The 14,421-nt window shown below is 69.6% G+C and carries 11 protein-coding genes; 6 read left to right on the top strand and 5 right to left on the bottom strand.

The window, feature by feature from the left end:
* Window positions 1-181 precede the first annotated feature (181 nt).
* The 3 genes from pruA to ACFV8H_RS34485 all read left to right on the top strand — a co-directional run bounded on the left by pruA (window position 182) and on the right by ACFV8H_RS34485 (window position 8,016).
* Complete coding sequence (gene pruA / locus ACFV8H_RS34495; RefSeq protein WP_380407817.1) at window positions 182-1,807, top strand: L-glutamate gamma-semialdehyde dehydrogenase; 1,626 nt, start codon at window positions 182-184, stop codon at window positions 1,805-1,807.
* Window positions 1,808-2,093: 286 nt separating this feature from the next.
* Window positions 2,094-7,040, top strand: coding sequence for an NAD-glutamate dehydrogenase (locus ACFV8H_RS34490; protein ID WP_380407788.1), 4,947 nt, complete (start codon window positions 2,094-2,096; stop codon window positions 7,038-7,040).
* A 145-nt stretch (window positions 7,041-7,185) separates the two neighbouring features.
* Window positions 7,186-8,016, top strand: a complete 831-nt coding sequence (locus tag ACFV8H_RS34485; protein WP_380407786.1) for a hypothetical protein — start codon at window positions 7,186-7,188, stop codon at window positions 8,014-8,016.
* Here ACFV8H_RS34485 and ACFV8H_RS34480 read toward each other — a convergent pair.
* The 5 genes from ACFV8H_RS34480 to ACFV8H_RS34460 form a co-directional block, all read right to left on the bottom strand.
* Window positions 8,003-8,872 (bottom strand): hypothetical protein, encoded by an 870-nt coding sequence (locus tag ACFV8H_RS34480; protein ID WP_380407784.1) that lies wholly within the window; start codon window positions 8,870-8,872, stop codon window positions 8,003-8,005. The genes ACFV8H_RS34485 and ACFV8H_RS34480 overlap by 14 nt on opposite strands.
* A 130-nt stretch (window positions 8,873-9,002) precedes the next feature.
* A complete protein-coding gene (locus ACFV8H_RS34475) occupies window positions 9,003-10,097 on the bottom strand; it encodes a radical SAM protein (protein WP_380407782.1) in 1,095 nt (364 codons plus the stop codon).
* A gap of 13 nt (window positions 10,098-10,110) precedes the next feature.
* Window positions 10,111-10,644: a class IV adenylate cyclase gene (locus ACFV8H_RS34470; RefSeq protein ID WP_380407780.1), complete on the bottom strand. Its 534-nt coding sequence runs from the start codon at window positions 10,642-10,644 to the stop codon at window positions 10,111-10,113.
* Window positions 10,641-11,240 carry a hypothetical protein gene (locus ACFV8H_RS34465; protein WP_380407778.1) on the bottom strand — a complete coding sequence of 200 codons (600 nt, stop codon included), beginning with the start codon at window positions 11,238-11,240 and terminating at the stop codon, window positions 10,641-10,643. The genes ACFV8H_RS34470 and ACFV8H_RS34465 overlap by 4 nt, the downstream gene beginning before the upstream one ends.
* 74 nt (window positions 11,241-11,314) lie before the next feature.
* Entirely contained in the window at window positions 11,315-11,842 is a 528-nt protein-coding gene (locus ACFV8H_RS34460) for an ATP-binding protein (protein ID WP_380407776.1), read from the bottom strand.
* Window positions 11,843-12,090: 248 nt separating this feature from the next.
* On the opposite strand from ACFV8H_RS34460, the gene ACFV8H_RS34455 reads away from it, so the two are divergent.
* The 3 genes from ACFV8H_RS34455 (at window position 12,091) to ACFV8H_RS34445 (ending at window position 14,337) form a co-directional block, all read left to right on the top strand.
* Window positions 12,091-13,272, top strand: a complete 1,182-nt coding sequence (locus tag ACFV8H_RS34455) for a hypothetical protein (RefSeq protein WP_380407775.1) — start codon at window positions 12,091-12,093, stop codon at window positions 13,270-13,272.
* Complete coding sequence (locus tag ACFV8H_RS34450; RefSeq protein WP_380407773.1) at window positions 13,269-13,571, top strand: hypothetical protein; 303 nt, start codon at window positions 13,269-13,271, stop codon at window positions 13,569-13,571. Before ACFV8H_RS34455 ends, ACFV8H_RS34450 begins: the two co-directional genes overlap by 4 nt.
* A 190-nt stretch (window positions 13,572-13,761) precedes the next feature.
* On the top strand, window positions 13,762-14,337 hold the full coding sequence (locus ACFV8H_RS34445; RefSeq protein ID WP_380407771.1) for a hypothetical protein: 576 nt from the start codon (window positions 13,762-13,764) through the stop codon (window positions 14,335-14,337).
* Window positions 14,338-14,421 lie beyond the last annotated feature (84 nt).

Here is a 14,421-nt window from a genome sequence, read left to right as displayed (position 1 = left end):
CTGAGCCGAGACGGTCGAGCCGACGGGCCGGTGCGCCGGCCGACGGGCTGAGCGGACCCGCCGGGACGGCGGACGTGGCGGGCGCCACGTCCGCCGTTGGCGTGTCTGGACGGGCGGAACGGTCCCGTCCTGGTCAGGCTGGAGTCGAACCCCCAGCCGCCAGGACGGAGCCGCCATGCCCATCGACGCAGTCACCGAGGTGCCGACCCCGGTCAACGAGCCGGTGCGGACGTACGCGCCCGGCAGCCCGGAGCGGGACAGTCTGGTCCGGCGGCTGGACGAGCTGGCGGCCGAGCAGGTCCCGCTGCCGATGACCATCGGCGGTGAGCAGCGGTTCGGCGGTGGCGAGCGGATCGAGGTCGTCCAGCCGCACCACCACGCCGCCAAGCTGGGCGTGCTCGGCAACGCCACCCGGGAGGACGCCCGGGCGGCGGTGGACGCGGCGCTGGCGGCCGGGCGGCAGTGGCGCTCGCTCTCCTTCGACGACCGGGCCGCGGTCTTCCTGCGGGCCGCCGACCTGCTGGCCGGGCCGTGGCGGGACACGCTCAACGCGGCGACCATGCTCGGCCAGTCCAAGACCGTGCAGCAGGCCGAGATCGACTCCGCCTGCGAGCTGATCGACTTCTGGCGGTTCAACGTCGGGTTCGCCCGGCAGGTCCTGGCGGAGCAGCCGGTCTCCTCCCCGGGGGTGTGGAACCGGGTCGACCACCGCCCGCTGGAAGGTTTCGTCTACGCGGTCACCCCGTTCAACTTCACCGCGATCGCCGGGAACCTGCCCACCGCCCCCGCGCTGATGGGCAACACCGTGGTCTGGAAGCCCGCGCCGACCCAGACCCTGGCCGCGTACCACCTGATGCGGCTGCTGGAGGCGGCCGGCCTGCCGCCCGGGGTGATCAACCTGGTCACCGGCGACGGCCTCCAGGTCTCCCCGGTGGTGCTCGCCGACCCGGCGTTCGCCGGGCTGCACTTCACCGGCTCGACCGCCACCTTCCAGTCGCTCTGGCAGAGCATCGGCGCGAACATCGGCGGCTACCGCACGTACCCGAGGATCGTCGGCGAGACCGGCGGCAAGGACTTCCTGCTGGCCCACCGCTCGGCCGACCCGGACATCCTGCGGACCGCGATGGTCCGCGGCGCCTTCGAGTACCAGGGCCAGAAGTGCTCGGCGCTCTCCCGCGCCTACCTGCCGCGCAGCCTCTGGCTCACGATCAAGGACGACTTCCTGGCCGAGGTGGACGCCCTGACGGTGGGCGACGTCACCGACCTGTCGAACTTCATGGGTGCCCTGATCGACAAGCGCGCCTTCGAGCGGAACCGCACCGCGATCGAGCGGGCGAAGGCCGACCCGACCGTCGAACTGGTGGCCGGCGGCCAGTACGACGACGCGATCGGCTGGTTCGTCCGGCCGACCGTGCTGGTCTCCTCGGACCACCGGGGCGAGATCTTCCGCACCGAGTACTTCGGGCCGATCCTGGCGGTCCACGTCTACGAGGACTCCCGCTGGGACGACGTGCTCCGCCGGGTCGACGCGGGTGCCCCGTACGGCCTCACCGGCGCGGTGATCGCCCAGGACCGGTACGCCATCGCCCAGGCCGTGGAGGAGCTGCGCTTCACCGCCGGGAACTTCTACATCAACGACAAGCCCACCGGCGCCGTGGTCGGCCAGCAGCCCTTCGGCGGCTCCCGGGCCTCCGGGACCAACGACAAGGCGGGCGCCGCCCAGAACCTGTTGCGCTGGACCTCGGCGCGGGCGATCAAGGAGACCTTCGTGCCGCCCACCCGGCACGGTTACCCGCATATGGGCTGAAAGCGAACACGACGCTCCGGTTTGGACATGGTGTCCAGGACGGACCCGACATCCTGTGGGTTTGCGCCTCCCTGTCCCTGTGCACCTTCGATTGATCCGGTTAGGCTGGCTGGCGTCGTCGGGTGGCTTGCAGGACGAACGTGTCGTCCTACCCGCTGGGAGGGCGTTTCATGCGTGCCATGAGCCCCTTTCAGTCGGACGGTGCGGCAGGATTGCGAGCGACCCGTCGGTGTACACCCACACACCACCGAGTCACGCAACGGCGCGCGACAGGAGCCAAGAAGTCATGCAGACCAAGCTGGACGCAGCCAAGGCCGAACTGCTCAAGAAGGCAGCCGCAGCCGCTGAGAACAGCCAGGTGGGGGGAGCGGCGCCGGGGGAGGGTCTGAGCAACGGTGCTCTGACCGCGTACCTGCACCACTACTACCTCCACACCGCGCCCGAGGACCTGGTCGACCTCGACCCGGTCGACGTGTACGGCGCGGCCGCCTCCCACTACCGCCTGGGGCTCAAGCGCCCCCAGGGCACCGCCGAGGTGCGGGTCCACACCCCCTCGGTCGAGGAGAACGGCTGGTCCTGCGGCCACACCGTGGTCGAGGTCGTCACCGACGACATGCCCTTCCTGGTCGACTCGGTCACCAACGAGCTCTCCCGCCAGGACCGCGCGATCCACCTCGTCGTCCACCCCCAGCTGCTCGTCCGCCGTGACATCACCGGCAAGCTGCTGGAGATCCTGGACGTCGACGCCTGCTCCCGCAGCCAGGCCGCCGGCACCGAGTGGCCCGCCGACGCGACCGTCGAGTCGTGGATGCACATCGAGATCGACCGCGAGACCGACCGCGACGACCTGCGCACCATCGAGACCAACCTGCGCCGGGTGCTCGGCGACGTCCGCGAGGTCGTCGAGGACTGGGGCAAGATGCGCGACAGCGCGCTGCGCCTGGCCGACGAGCTGGCCGAGGAGCCCCCGGCCGAGCTGCCCGAGCAGGAGGTCGGCGAGGCCTGGGAGCTGATGCGCTGGCTCGCCGACGACCACTTCACCTTCCTCGGCTACCGCGAGTACGACCTGGTCGAGCACGAGGGCGAGGAGGTCCTCAAGGCCGTCGCCGGGACGGGCCTGGGCATCCTGCGCTCCGACCCGCACAGCCACGACGACCGCCACCACTCGGTCTCCGAGGCCTTCGGCCGGCTCTCCGCCCCGGTCCGCGCCAAGGCCCACGAGAAGAAGCTGCTCGTCCTGACCAAGGCCAACAGCCGCTCCACCGTGCACCGCCCGGCCTACCTCGACTACGTCGGCGTGAAGAAGTTCAACGCCGCCGGCGAGCCCACCGGCGAGCGCCGTTTCCTCGGCCTGTTCTCCTCCGCCGCCTACACCGAGTCGGTCACCCGCATCCCGGTCGTGCGCCGCAAGGTCCAGGAGGTGCTGGACGGCTCCGGCTTCTCCAGCGAGAGCCACGACGGCCGCGACCTGCTCCAGATCATGGAGACCTTCCCGCGCGACGAGATCTTCCAGACCTCGGCCGCCGAACTGCTCTCCATCTCCACCAGCGTGCTGTACCTCCAGGAGCGCCGTAAGCTGCGGCTCTTCCTGCGCCAGGACGAGTACGGGCGCTACTTCTCCGCCTTCATCTACCTCCCGCGCGACCGCTACACCACGCGCATCCGGCTGCTGCTCACCGACATCCTCAAGGAAGAGCTGAACGGCGCCACCATCGACTACACGGTGTACGCCACCGAGTCGGTGCTGACCCGCCTGCACTTCGTCGTCCGGGTCGCCCCGGGCACCGAGCTGCCCCGGCTCACCGACTCCGACATCGAGCGGATCGAGAACCGCCTGGCCGAGGCCGCCCGGTTCTGGATGGACGGCTTCCACGACCAGCTGCACACCGAGCTGGGCGAGGAGAAGGCCGCCGAGCTCGGCCACAAGTACGCCAACGCGTTCCCCGACGGCTACCGCGCCGACTTCCCGCCGCGCACCGCCGTCTCGGACATCAAGCAGATCGAGGCGCTGCACGGCGAGGGCGACTTCCGCCTCAACCTGTACCAGCCGGTCGGCGCGGGCGACGACGAGCGCCGCTTCAAGATCTACCGGGTCGGCGGCCCGATCTCGCTCAGCGAGGTCCTGCCCGTGCTCCAGCGCCTGGGCGTCGAGGTCCTGGACGAGCACCCGTACGCGCTGCGCCGCTCCGACGGCACCACCGCGTGGGTGTACGACTTCGGCCTCAAGCTGCGCGAGGCCACCGAGCTCACCGACGAGGCCCGCGAGCGCTTCCAGGACACCTTCGCCGCGACCTGGACCGGCAAGGCCGAGAACGACGGCTTCAACGAGCTGGTCCTCACCGCCGGGCTGAACTGGCGCCAGGCGATGGTGCTGCGCGCCTACGCCAAGTACCTGCGCCAGGCGGGCTCCACGTTCTCCCAGGACTACATGGAGGACGCGCTCCGCAACAACACCCACACCACCCGCCTGCTGGTCAACCTCTTCGAGGCCCGGCTCAGCCCCAGCCACCGCTCGGGCGCCCTGGAGCTGACCGAGGGCATCCTGGAGGAGCTGTCCGGCGCGCTCGACGAGGTCGTGTCGCTGGACGAGGACCGCATCCTGCGCTCCTTCCTGCACCTCATCAAGGCCACCCTGCGGACCAACTTCTTCCAGCACGACGGCTCCGGCGCGTGGCACTCCTACGTGTCGATGAAGTTCGACCCGCAGGCCATCCCGGACCTCCCGGCCCCGCGCCCGGCGTTCGAGATCTGGGTGTACTCGCCGCAGGTCGAGGGCGTGCACCTGCGCTTCGGCAAGGTCGCCCGCGGCGGTCTGCGCTGGTCCGACCGGCGCGAGGACTTCCGCACCGAGATCCTCGGCCTGGTCAAGGCCCAGATGGTCAAGAACACCGTCATCGTCCCGGTCGGCGCCAAGGGCGGCTTCGTCGCCAAGCAGCTGCCGGACCCGTCGGTGGACCGCGACGCCTGGCTGGCCGAGGGCGTCTCCTCGTACAAGACCTTCATCTCGGCGCTGCTCGACATCACCGACAACCTGGTGGCCGGCGAGGTCGTCCACCCGGCCGACGTGGTCCGCCACGACGAGGACGACACCTACCTGGTCGTCGCCGCCGACAAGGGCACCGCGACCTTCTCCGACATCGCCAACGGCGTCGCGGAGTCGTACGGCTTCTGGCTGGGCGACGCCTTCGCCTCCGGTGGCTCGGCCGGCTACGACCACAAGGGCATGGGCATCACCGCCCGCGGCGCCTGGGAGTCGGTCAAGCGCAACTTCCGCGAGCTGGGCCACGACACCCAGTCCGAGGACTTCACGGTCGTCGGCATCGGCGACATGTCCGGCGACGTCTTCGGCAACGGCATGCTGCTCAGCGAGCACATCCGGCTGATGGCGGCCTTCGACCACCGCCACATCTTCCTGGACCCGAACCCGGACGCGGCCGTCTCGTACGCCGAGCGCCGCCGCCTGTTCGACCTGCCGCGCAGCTCCTGGGACGACTACGACAAGTCGCTGATCTCGACCGGCGGCGGCGTGTTCCCGCGCAGCGCCAAGTCGATCCAGGTCAGCGCGCAGGTCCGGGCCGCCCTGGGCATCCAGGAGACCCGCCTCACCCCGGCCGAGCTGATGAAGGCCATCCTCCAGGCGCCGGTCGACCTGTTCTGGAACGGCGGCATCGGCACCTACGTCAAGGCCTCCACCGAGACCAACGCCGAGGTCGGGGACAAGGCCAACGACGCCATCCGGGTCAACGGCGAGCAGGTCCGGGCCCGGGTCATCGGCGAGGGCGGCAACCTCGGCTGCACCCAGCTCGGCCGCATCGAGTACGCGGCCACCGGCGGCCCCGAGGCGGCCGGCGGCTGGATCAACACCGACGCCATCGACAACTCGGCCGGTGTGGACACCTCGGACCACGAGGTCAACATCAAGATCCTGCTCAACCAGGTCGTCGCCGAGGGCGACATGACGGTGAAGCAGCGCAACGTCCTGCTCGCCGAGATGACCGACGAGGTCGGCCACCTGGTGCTGCGCAACAACTACGCGCAGAACGTCGTGCTGGCCAACGCCGTCGCCCAGGCGCACAGCATGGTCAACGTCCACGCCCGGATGATCAACCGCTTCGAGGCGGCCGGCCGGCTCGACCGCGGGCTGGAGTTCCTGCCCGTCGAGCGCCAGATCCGCGAGCGCCAGCAGAACGGCCGCGGGCTCTCCCAGCCCGAGATGTCGGTGCTGCTCGCCTACACCAAGATCATCCTGGCCGACGAGCTGCTCGCCACCGACCTGCCGGACGACCCGTACTTCCGCACCGCGCTGCACGAGTACTTCCCGAGCGCGCTGCGCGCGAAGTTCGCCGACGCGATCGACAACCACGCGCTGCGCCGCGAGATCATCACCACGCTGATCGTCAACGACACGATCAACCGCGGTGGCTGCACCTTCGCCTTCCGCTTGAAGGAGGAGACCGGCGCGACCTACGAGGAGATCGCCCGGACGCACACCGCCGCGCGGGCCGTCTTCGGCCTGGAGGAGATCTGGGCCGAGATCGAGGGCCTGGACAACAAGGTCCCGGCCCGGATCCAGACCAAGATGCGGCTGCACTCGCGGCGCCTGGTCGAGCGAGCCACCCGGTGGATGCTCAACAACCGCCGCCAGCCGCTCGACATCGCCGGCACCATCGAGTTCTTCCACGACCGGATCAACCAGGTCTGGGGCTCGCTGCCCAAGCCGCTCCGCGGCGAGGACCTGACCTGGTTCGAGAAGATCCAGGGCGAGCTCGCCGCCGCCGGCGTGCCGGACGCGCTGGCCACCCGGATCGCCGGGCTGTCCTCGGTCTTCCCGACCCTGGACATCACCGAGGTCGCGGACCGCTCCGGCAAGGACGTCGCCGAGGTCGCCGAGCTGTACTACGACCTGGGCGACCGCCTGCAGATCTCGCACCTGCTCGACCGCATCATCGACCTGCCCCGCACCGACCGCTGGTCGTCGATGGCCCGGGCCGCGATCCGCGAGGACCTCTTCGCGGCGCACGCGGCGCTGACCGCCGACATCCTGGCCTGCGGCCCCGAGGGCGCCACCCCCGAGGAGCGCTACACCGCCTGGGCGGACCTCAACTCCACCCTGCTGAACCGCGCCAAGGCCACCCTCGACGACATAAGGGGTTCGGACAACTACGAGCTGTCCAGCCTCTCGGTCGCGATGCGCGTCATCCGCACCCTGCTGCGCACCGGTTCGATGCGCTGACGGACGGCTGTACGGAAGGGCCCGCGTCCTCTTGGGCGCGGGCCCTTCCGCGTTCCCACCCCGGCCCGGAAACCGGTTGTGGATCGTGGGCGCACCTTCGGTACGGTGCTTCCGAACGACTTCTTCTGGGGGGAACGACATGGGGATGAACCGGGCACGGATCCGCGCGGTGGGCGTGGGCGTCTCGGTGGTGCTGCTGGTCGCCGGAGCGGCGGCCTGCGGCAACGACGACAAGAAGGACACGGCGAAGGCCGACTCCACCGCCACCGCCACGGCCTCGGCGGCGCCGACGTCCAAGGCGCCGGAGGCCTTCTCGGCAGCCGGCTACCGCGGCCTCAAGCCGGGGATGGCGAAGGACGTCGGGCTGGCCACCGGTGTCCTGGAGACGGCGCCCGTCTCACTGCTCGACGGCTGCACCGACCTCGTCTACAAGGGCGGCCCGGCACCGGACAAGACCCGGATGGACGCCGAGGCGGCCACCGAGGCCCGCTACAAGGACCTCAACGCCAAGGCGGACGCGGCCCAGGGCAAGGCACCCGCCCCGGCGGGCACGCTGCCGCCCGGGGCCTCCGCGAAGGATGCCGCCGCGGCCGCCGCAGGCTCGGCCGCCGCCGCCAAGGACTCAGCCGCCACCGCCAAGCTGGTGGCCGACGCCACCCAGTCCATCGCCGACATGTGGGTGGCCCGCGAGGCCAAGGACAAGGCCTTCCTGGCCACCGGCCGGGCCTCCTTCGCCGCCACCGGCCTGCGCGAACTGGTCGCCCCGGCCGAGGCGAGGACCGCCGAGGGCATCGGCGCCGGCTCCACCCTGGACGCCCTCCAGCAGGCGTACGGCGCCAAGGGCCTCCAACTGGCCAAGAGCGGCAGGTACGAGCTGCCGGTCGAGGGGCAGCAGGGCTGGAAGTACGAGTTCACCGTGGACGGCGGCAAGGTCGTCGGCATGGCCGTGGCCGACCGCGACATCAAGTGCACCTGACTGCCTGAGCGCCCACTACGGCGGGGAGTCCGTGCCCGCGCAGGGCTGCGCGGGCACGGGCGGCACCGCTCCTCGTGGCGGTGCCGCCGGTGCCGACCGCGACGATGCTGCTGCCGAGGCCCGCGCACGGGTGGCAGATGCCGGGGCGGGGCACCGGATCGTGGCACTTGGCGCACTCGGCGTAGGACGGGGACGGGGATGCCGTTCGTGGGGGTGGCAGCTTGCGTTGGAGGCGGTCGCGCAGGATCGCCACCGGGGAGTGCATCGGTGAGGGCAGGCCGGGGAGCAGGGCCTGGGCCAACTCGGCTGCCGTGCTGCCGCGTTCCAGCCACTGGGCGACGAGGGGCGCCAGTTGCTGCGCCTCGGCCTCGCCGAGGCGCAGCCGGGGCTCGGGGCGGATCGCGCGGAAGAGTGCGGACACCGCCCTGCGGGTCTGCTCGTCCGCTCGCGTCAACTGGGCGGGGAGGGTGGGTACTTCTCCCGGGTCCTTTACTACAGGGCGGTCAGGGGGACCGGTCTCGGGCTCACCGGGGTCCGGGGGGCGGGCACTCGGTGATGCCGGGCGCTGGGGAGTGTCGTACACGTGCACGTCGGTACGGAGTGTGCCGTCGGGCATCCGGACCGTCTCGACCCGGTAGTACCCGGCGTCCTTGAGTTCATTGAGTGCCCTGCGGACGGCGCCGCGCCCCTGCGGGCTGCTGTCGGCCATGTGCCGCCCGTCCTCGCGCCAGCCGTCGGGGCGGGAGAGGAGGTCGGTGAGGAGACCTCGGGCGGTGTAGCTGAGGCGACGGTCCTGGAGGAGGCCGTTCGGAAGTACGGTGAAAGCGCGCGCATGGGCGCTACGATGAATCTGCATGGGGAGTGGTAGCTCCTGGTGCCGGACCCCGGGGTGCTCTAACACCGCCGGGGTCTTCTATGTTCTGTTGATGATGCGGAAAGTAGCATAGTCGCTACAGGGAGTGCGAACCGTTCGCGAAATCCGTCGATCAGGCGGCGGTGCCGTACTGCCTGGTCAGCCGTCGGACCTCGGCGTCCTTGAAAGCCTGCACCTCTTCCGCGATCCCGCTCTTCGGCAACTCGGCGACGGGCACGCAGAGGTCCATGCGCTGGATGCAAACGCCGACCATGTACTCGCCCTGGTCGGTGAGGTACAGCCGAACGCCGTAGTAGCCCTCCTCGCAGTCCTCGTCGTTGTTGAAGCGGCACGACGCGCAAGTGTCCGGGAGCCGCACCGGAAGCAGTCGCTTGACGTAGACCGCCCTGCTGCCGAGTGCCCGATAGAGGGTGCGTTCGTCGGAGGTGCCGGCGGTGAACGTCCGAAGCACTGGTTCCGCACCGACCCGGTCCAGGACTTCGGAGATTGCCGCGATCGACTCCGCTCCGTCCTGGATGCTGGTGAGCATCCGAACGTCCGCGAACTGGCCGTACGACTCGACCAGGTTGACGACCCGGTCCACGTGGGCCATGCCGGGAACGACGATGTTCACGGAGGCCTTCACCCCGTTGGAGACGGCGGCGCGGACCGTCTGCTCGGCAGCACGGATCTTCGCTTCGGCCAGACCCGCCGACGTGAAGCGCTCGGACTGAACGGCCTGGAGTTCTTCGGCGGTGGTGCCGAAGACGGAGACGTTGACCCGATGGAGGCCGGCCGCCGAGCAGTCCGGCATCACCTGTCGGCCGCGCTCGCCGTTGCTCGTCATTCCGACGCTGAGGCCCATTCCGGTGAGCGCCGAAACCAGCGAGGCGACCTCCTTGTGGAGGGTGGGCTCGCCTCCTGTGAGGTGGACCTCGTCGGCGCCGAACGCCTTCGTCACGGTCCGCACCGCGCGCCGGAAGGCCATGTCCGGGGCCATCTTCGCGGCGAGGAAGCCGACCCCGTTCGTCTCGCTGTAGATCGACACGCGTCCGGTCCTGCCGGGCCCCGCGACGAAGGGCAGCAGCGTGCGGGCTCGGTTGTCGGCGGTGACTGGCGTTCCCTCGTTGTGGCAGAACGTACAGGCCAACCCGCAGTCGTCGATCACCTTGATGCGGATGGTCCTGTCCCGGACGACCCGGATCGCCGGGTGTTTGGTCGCTGACAAGACATGCCTCCTGTTACTCGAAGATGAGCCGGGGGATCGCCTCGATGTCGATCCCGTACCGGCGGTAGACCTTGGTCGTGTTCTCGCTCGTCAGCTCGGCCAGGGGAAGGCCGAGCGAGAGTGCCGTCGCGTGGACGTGCTCGGCGCTGTCCCCCTCGATCTCCAGGTATGGGGGGATCAGCGGCCACTCGTCGATCTCGATGGCCGCACCGCCCAGGGCCCAAGAGGACCGGCGGTTCTCCTGGTACGCCTTCGGCTGGTATCCGAGCTTGCCGAGAAGCGTGTTCGTGGCGTCGAAGTCGCCGACGGTCGTCTCCGTCTCGGTCACGCCGTCGATCGCGTCGGAGTGGATCTCTTTGACGCACAGCGTGACGCTGCTGCCGGTGTCGCGAAGGCGGACCCACGAGCCGGGCCGACCGGGGATGTCGTAGACGTAGCGGCGCTGGAAGCGGTCGGCCACGTGCTCGGCTCCCGCCTCGGCCAGCAGCGCGCGGATCTTCTCCGGCTCGACGTTGAGGATCTTCGCTTCGAACTCAGTTGCGGTCATTGGTCGTTGCCTTCCTCGATGCCGTACGGGACACGCGAGCGAACGATATCGGCGATCGCGCGGGCCACCTCCTCGGGCGTGCGGTCGGTGCCGTCCACGCGAAGGAGGCCGAAGGCCCGGTACGCGCGGGAGCTCTCGGCCACGTTGGGCTCCTCCCGCTGGTGCCAGTAGCTCAGCGTCCCGCGCTCGGCCCGCCGACGGAGCCGGCCCTGGCGAACCTGCTCGTCCACCTCCAGCAGGATCGGCACATTCGGGAGGAGGGCCCCGATCGGGTACTCGCAGGGCCAGTCGTGTCCCATGGCCCGGTGCGTGGCGATGGTGCGTGGGAAGTAGGACTCGACCACCACAGTCCGCCCGCTATCCGTGAGCGTTCGGGCCGTCTCCGAGGTGATGTGGTTCGCCATCAGCCACCAGTGGAACCGCGCCGGCAGGATGCCGGTGGCATCCACCTCCGCGCGCATGCGGGGGAACGTCGGCAAGGTGTCGTGGGTTAGGTGGACGCCGTTGACGAAGGCGGCGACCAGTGGGGCAACGGTGCTCTTCCCGCTCGCGCTGAGACCGTCGAGGGTGACGAAGGACCCTCGGGGCGCATCCATACGAACTCCGTTCCTTGGTCTCGGGTTGTGTGCTGCGGCACTCGCCCCGGCCGCCGGGGGCCGGGTGCTCGGGGTCACGCCGAACGCCTCGGGTGACCTGCGGCCTGGTCGTTGGCAGCGCGTAGGAGGACGGCCAGGCGCTGGCCACCCGTGATCAACTGGTCGGCCGCGCACTCGAACCACACGGTCTTTCCCGGCCCGGCCGGGTACCAGCCCCAGGAGTGCGCGAGCCCCTCGACCAGGAGCAGCCCGCGGCCACCCGTGATGGTGTCCTCTGCGGCCTCCCGATCCGGAAGGGCCAGGCTCGAATCGGTGACCTCCACTCGCAACCGTTCGCCGGTCCACCGCACCGAGACCCGGCACCGTGCACGGGTGTGCTCGATGGCGTTGGCCAACAACTCGCCGGCGCACAGCTCCACGTCCCGCAGAGCGGCGTCCGACATGGGCACCCGCCACGCTTCGGCGATCCTCCGGATCAGGCGACGGGCGGGCGGCACCGCGGCCGGCTCCGGTTCGACGTCCCATTCCTGCGGTACCGGCACCGGCAACGAGGCGGTGTCGGTCGGGCTCACCAACGTGGCCGAGTGGTCGTCGACGGGCATACGGCCTCCAGCCGTTGGGAGTTGCGAGGGGAGGGCCCGGCCTGACCGAGGCGCGGGTTCGACGCTGCACTGACGTCGCCCGGGGGCCTTCCCGACAGCACCGGCGTAACCGGCCCATCACCCCGGGCGACTGAGAACCATCAAACGCCTGCGGCGCGGGTAGGGGCAGGGCGATCCTGTAGGCAGAAGCTAGGCAGTTCACTAGGCTGTCTGGCCCTCACCAACGGCACCGCAGAGACGGGCCTCGGATGACCAACGACGCTCTACGAAGGCTTCGTCTCGGGCGAGAGTGGACCCAAGGCGAGGTCGCGAGCCGGGCGAACGCCCGGATCAAGGCCGCGACCGGCCGTGAGTCGGCGATTGACGCCAATGTGATCAGCCGATTAGAACGTGGCGTGATCCGCTGGCCCGACGCGGATGTCCGTGATGCCCTGCGCGGCGTCTTCGGCGTGGCCACGAACGCAGAGCTGGGACTGTTCCCGAAGCGGACCCGGCGGGACCGTGAGGAGGTGAGTGAGTCGAAGCGCCGTGACTTCTTGGCCGTCTCCCTGGCCTCGATCCTGCCCGACGTGGTGCCGTCCCCATCGTCCTTGGGGATGAAGGACGTTGACGATATCGCAGAGCGGACCTTCGCTCTGGAGGAGTGGGACCGGCGAAGCGGAGGTCTTGCCACTCGCCATCTGGCCTTCGGTGAACTGCGAAGCGCTGTCGATCTCACCAAGTCGTCGATGGGACCGCGTGTCCGCGACCGGCTGTGCGGCCAGATCGCCAATCTCGCCGACCTTGCAGCGTGGTCGGCGTTCGACGCGGGCCAGAGCTCACCGGCACGCAGCACGTTCGGGCTCGGCATCAAGGCGGCCCAGGAGGCCGGCGACGATGGGCTCCTGTGTCACGTTGCGACCGGCCTTGCCCGCCAGGAGATTGCCGAGCGTAAGTCCGGAGACGCTGTCGCCCTAGCCGACATGGCCATGGGCAACGTGCCCTTGTCGGCGCTCGCGATGATCGCGGCGGTCAAGGCCCAGGCGTACGCCATCAAGGGCGACGAACCCGAGGTGATGCGGCAGATCGCCCTCGCGGAGTCGATCTACAGCCGCGTGAGTGATCTCCGCAGCGAGCCTCGCTGGATGTGGTACTTCACCGAGCACAAGCTGCACGGCGAGACCGGCCACGCCCTCTACCTGCTCGCGGCGGTCAAGGGGAAGCCTGTCTCCGATCTGGTGTCCCGACTCCGCCGAGCCGTGGACTCCCAGACCTCCAACCGGGCCCGCTCGAAGGCGATCGACACCGCCCAACTGGCCACGGTGCTCTACCGTCAGGGCGCTCGGGAAGAAGCTGAGTACTACGCCCATACAGCTACCGAACTTTCCACCGTGGTCCGCTCCGCACGACTGGACGCCGCACTGGCCGAGATGAGGAGAGCACAGGCATGACGATCGATGACGTGATCAAGGAAGCCGCAGCTCGGGGTGTCACGGGGCTCCCGGAGCCTTCCCGGCTCACCCACGTCCGGGTGTGGCCGGGCGCGTCGCAGTGGGTCGGTGAGGTCGGCGAGCCGCCTCACAACGAGACGGTGGGCGATGGCATGTTCGACACGAAGGACGAGGCTCAGGAGGCCGCGTTGAGGGCCGTCGCTGACGGTCGGGCCTTGCTGGTCGCCCTGCTCCCGGCGGATCTCGCAGCGACGGCCGCAGAGTGGCCGGCGCCGACCGTGAATGCTTGGAACGCCTGAACAGCTGTGCGGCCCGGCCTGAGAGGTGCTCCAGACCGGGCCTCCCACAGCCAGAGCAGAGGATTGCAGCGGGCTTCGCTGCTTCGGATGGCGCTGTGCCGGTTGGCGCGGGTTTCGGCGGCCCCGGCCAATTCGGCCGGGGCCGCTGTCGTCTTCGCGGCTCTTGGTGAGGGGTGGGTGGGGGTAGCCAGTGTTCGGGCGGGCACGCGTCCTCCGGCCTGGCGGCGCGCTCATCGCCTCGACCAACAGTGACACCGACAAGCAGGAGCTGGACCAGCTTTGGGCCAAAGCTGCAGGAGACGTCCTCGGGATTCCTGAGGGGCCTGCGCGGGTCTCCCTCAGCTCTCGCTTCTCCCTGGAGAAGGTCCGCGGCTACCTGTGGACGGCGTTCAAGGACATCCGGATCCGGGAACTGCCCGGCACCATCGAGATCACCGACCTCGCGCCAATCGTCGCCTACCTTTCCTCGTACGAGGCGTGGGCCGACCAATGCGGCGTCCCCTTCCGCGAGACCATCGGTCGGGCAGCCGAGATCGCTGCCGTCGCGATCGAGGTCGAGGGGTCATTCAAAATCACATGCCTTGGCGGAATCCTGATCTGCCGTCCCTGGCATCTGATTCGGTGGCACTCGTCCTCGTTGATCAAATCGTTCCGTAGTGGGCCCGCCTTCGAGATCATCTCGAAGGCGGGCCCCATGTTTTCCGTGCCCGCATTCCCCGCAGCGAAAAGAAACTCGATCAATCCCAATAGTGTCCACTATTGCTAAAGTCTCTTCTTGTTCTGCGCAGGAAGTCGGTCAGGCCGACTTTCTGCGTAGAACAAGAGGTGCAGGCGCAAGAGGGTAGGTCCC

Origin of the sequence: Kitasatospora sp. NPDC059827, assembly GCF_042731675.1 — a bacterium.
Classification (GTDB): domain Bacteria; phylum Actinomycetota; class Actinomycetes; order Streptomycetales; family Streptomycetaceae; genus Kitasatospora.
Note: the sequence above shows the minus strand (reverse complement) of the source record. Positions and strands in the feature narration are given on the sequence as shown.

What these genes read in the sequence shown, in the direction of transcription:
- ACFV8H_RS34490 (WP_380407788.1), top strand. Translation starts at nt 2,094, where the DNA reads ATGCAGACCAAGCTGGACGCAGCCAAGGCCGAACTGCTCAAGAAGGCA.
- ACFV8H_RS34485 (WP_380407786.1), top strand. Translation starts at nt 7,186, where the DNA reads ATGAACCGGGCACGGATCCGCGCGGTGGGCGTGGGCGTCTCGGTGGTG.
- ACFV8H_RS34480 (WP_380407784.1), bottom strand. Translation starts at nt 8,872, where the DNA reads ATGCAGATTCATCGTAGCGCCCATGCGCGCGCTTTCACCGTACTTCCG.
- ACFV8H_RS34470 (WP_380407780.1), bottom strand. Translation starts at nt 10,644, where the DNA reads ATGACCGCAACTGAGTTCGAAGCGAAGATCCTCAACGTCGAGCCGGAG.
- ACFV8H_RS34465 (WP_380407778.1), bottom strand. Translation starts at nt 11,240, where the DNA reads ATGGATGCGCCCCGAGGGTCCTTCGTCACCCTCGACGGTCTCAGCGCG.
- ACFV8H_RS34460 (WP_380407776.1), bottom strand. Translation starts at nt 11,842, where the DNA reads ATGCCCGTCGACGACCACTCGGCCACGTTGGTGAGCCCGACCGACACC.
- ACFV8H_RS34455 (WP_380407775.1), top strand. Translation starts at nt 12,091, where the DNA reads ATGACCAACGACGCTCTACGAAGGCTTCGTCTCGGGCGAGAGTGGACC.
- ACFV8H_RS34450 (WP_380407773.1), top strand. Translation starts at nt 13,269, where the DNA reads ATGACGATCGATGACGTGATCAAGGAAGCCGCAGCTCGGGGTGTCACG.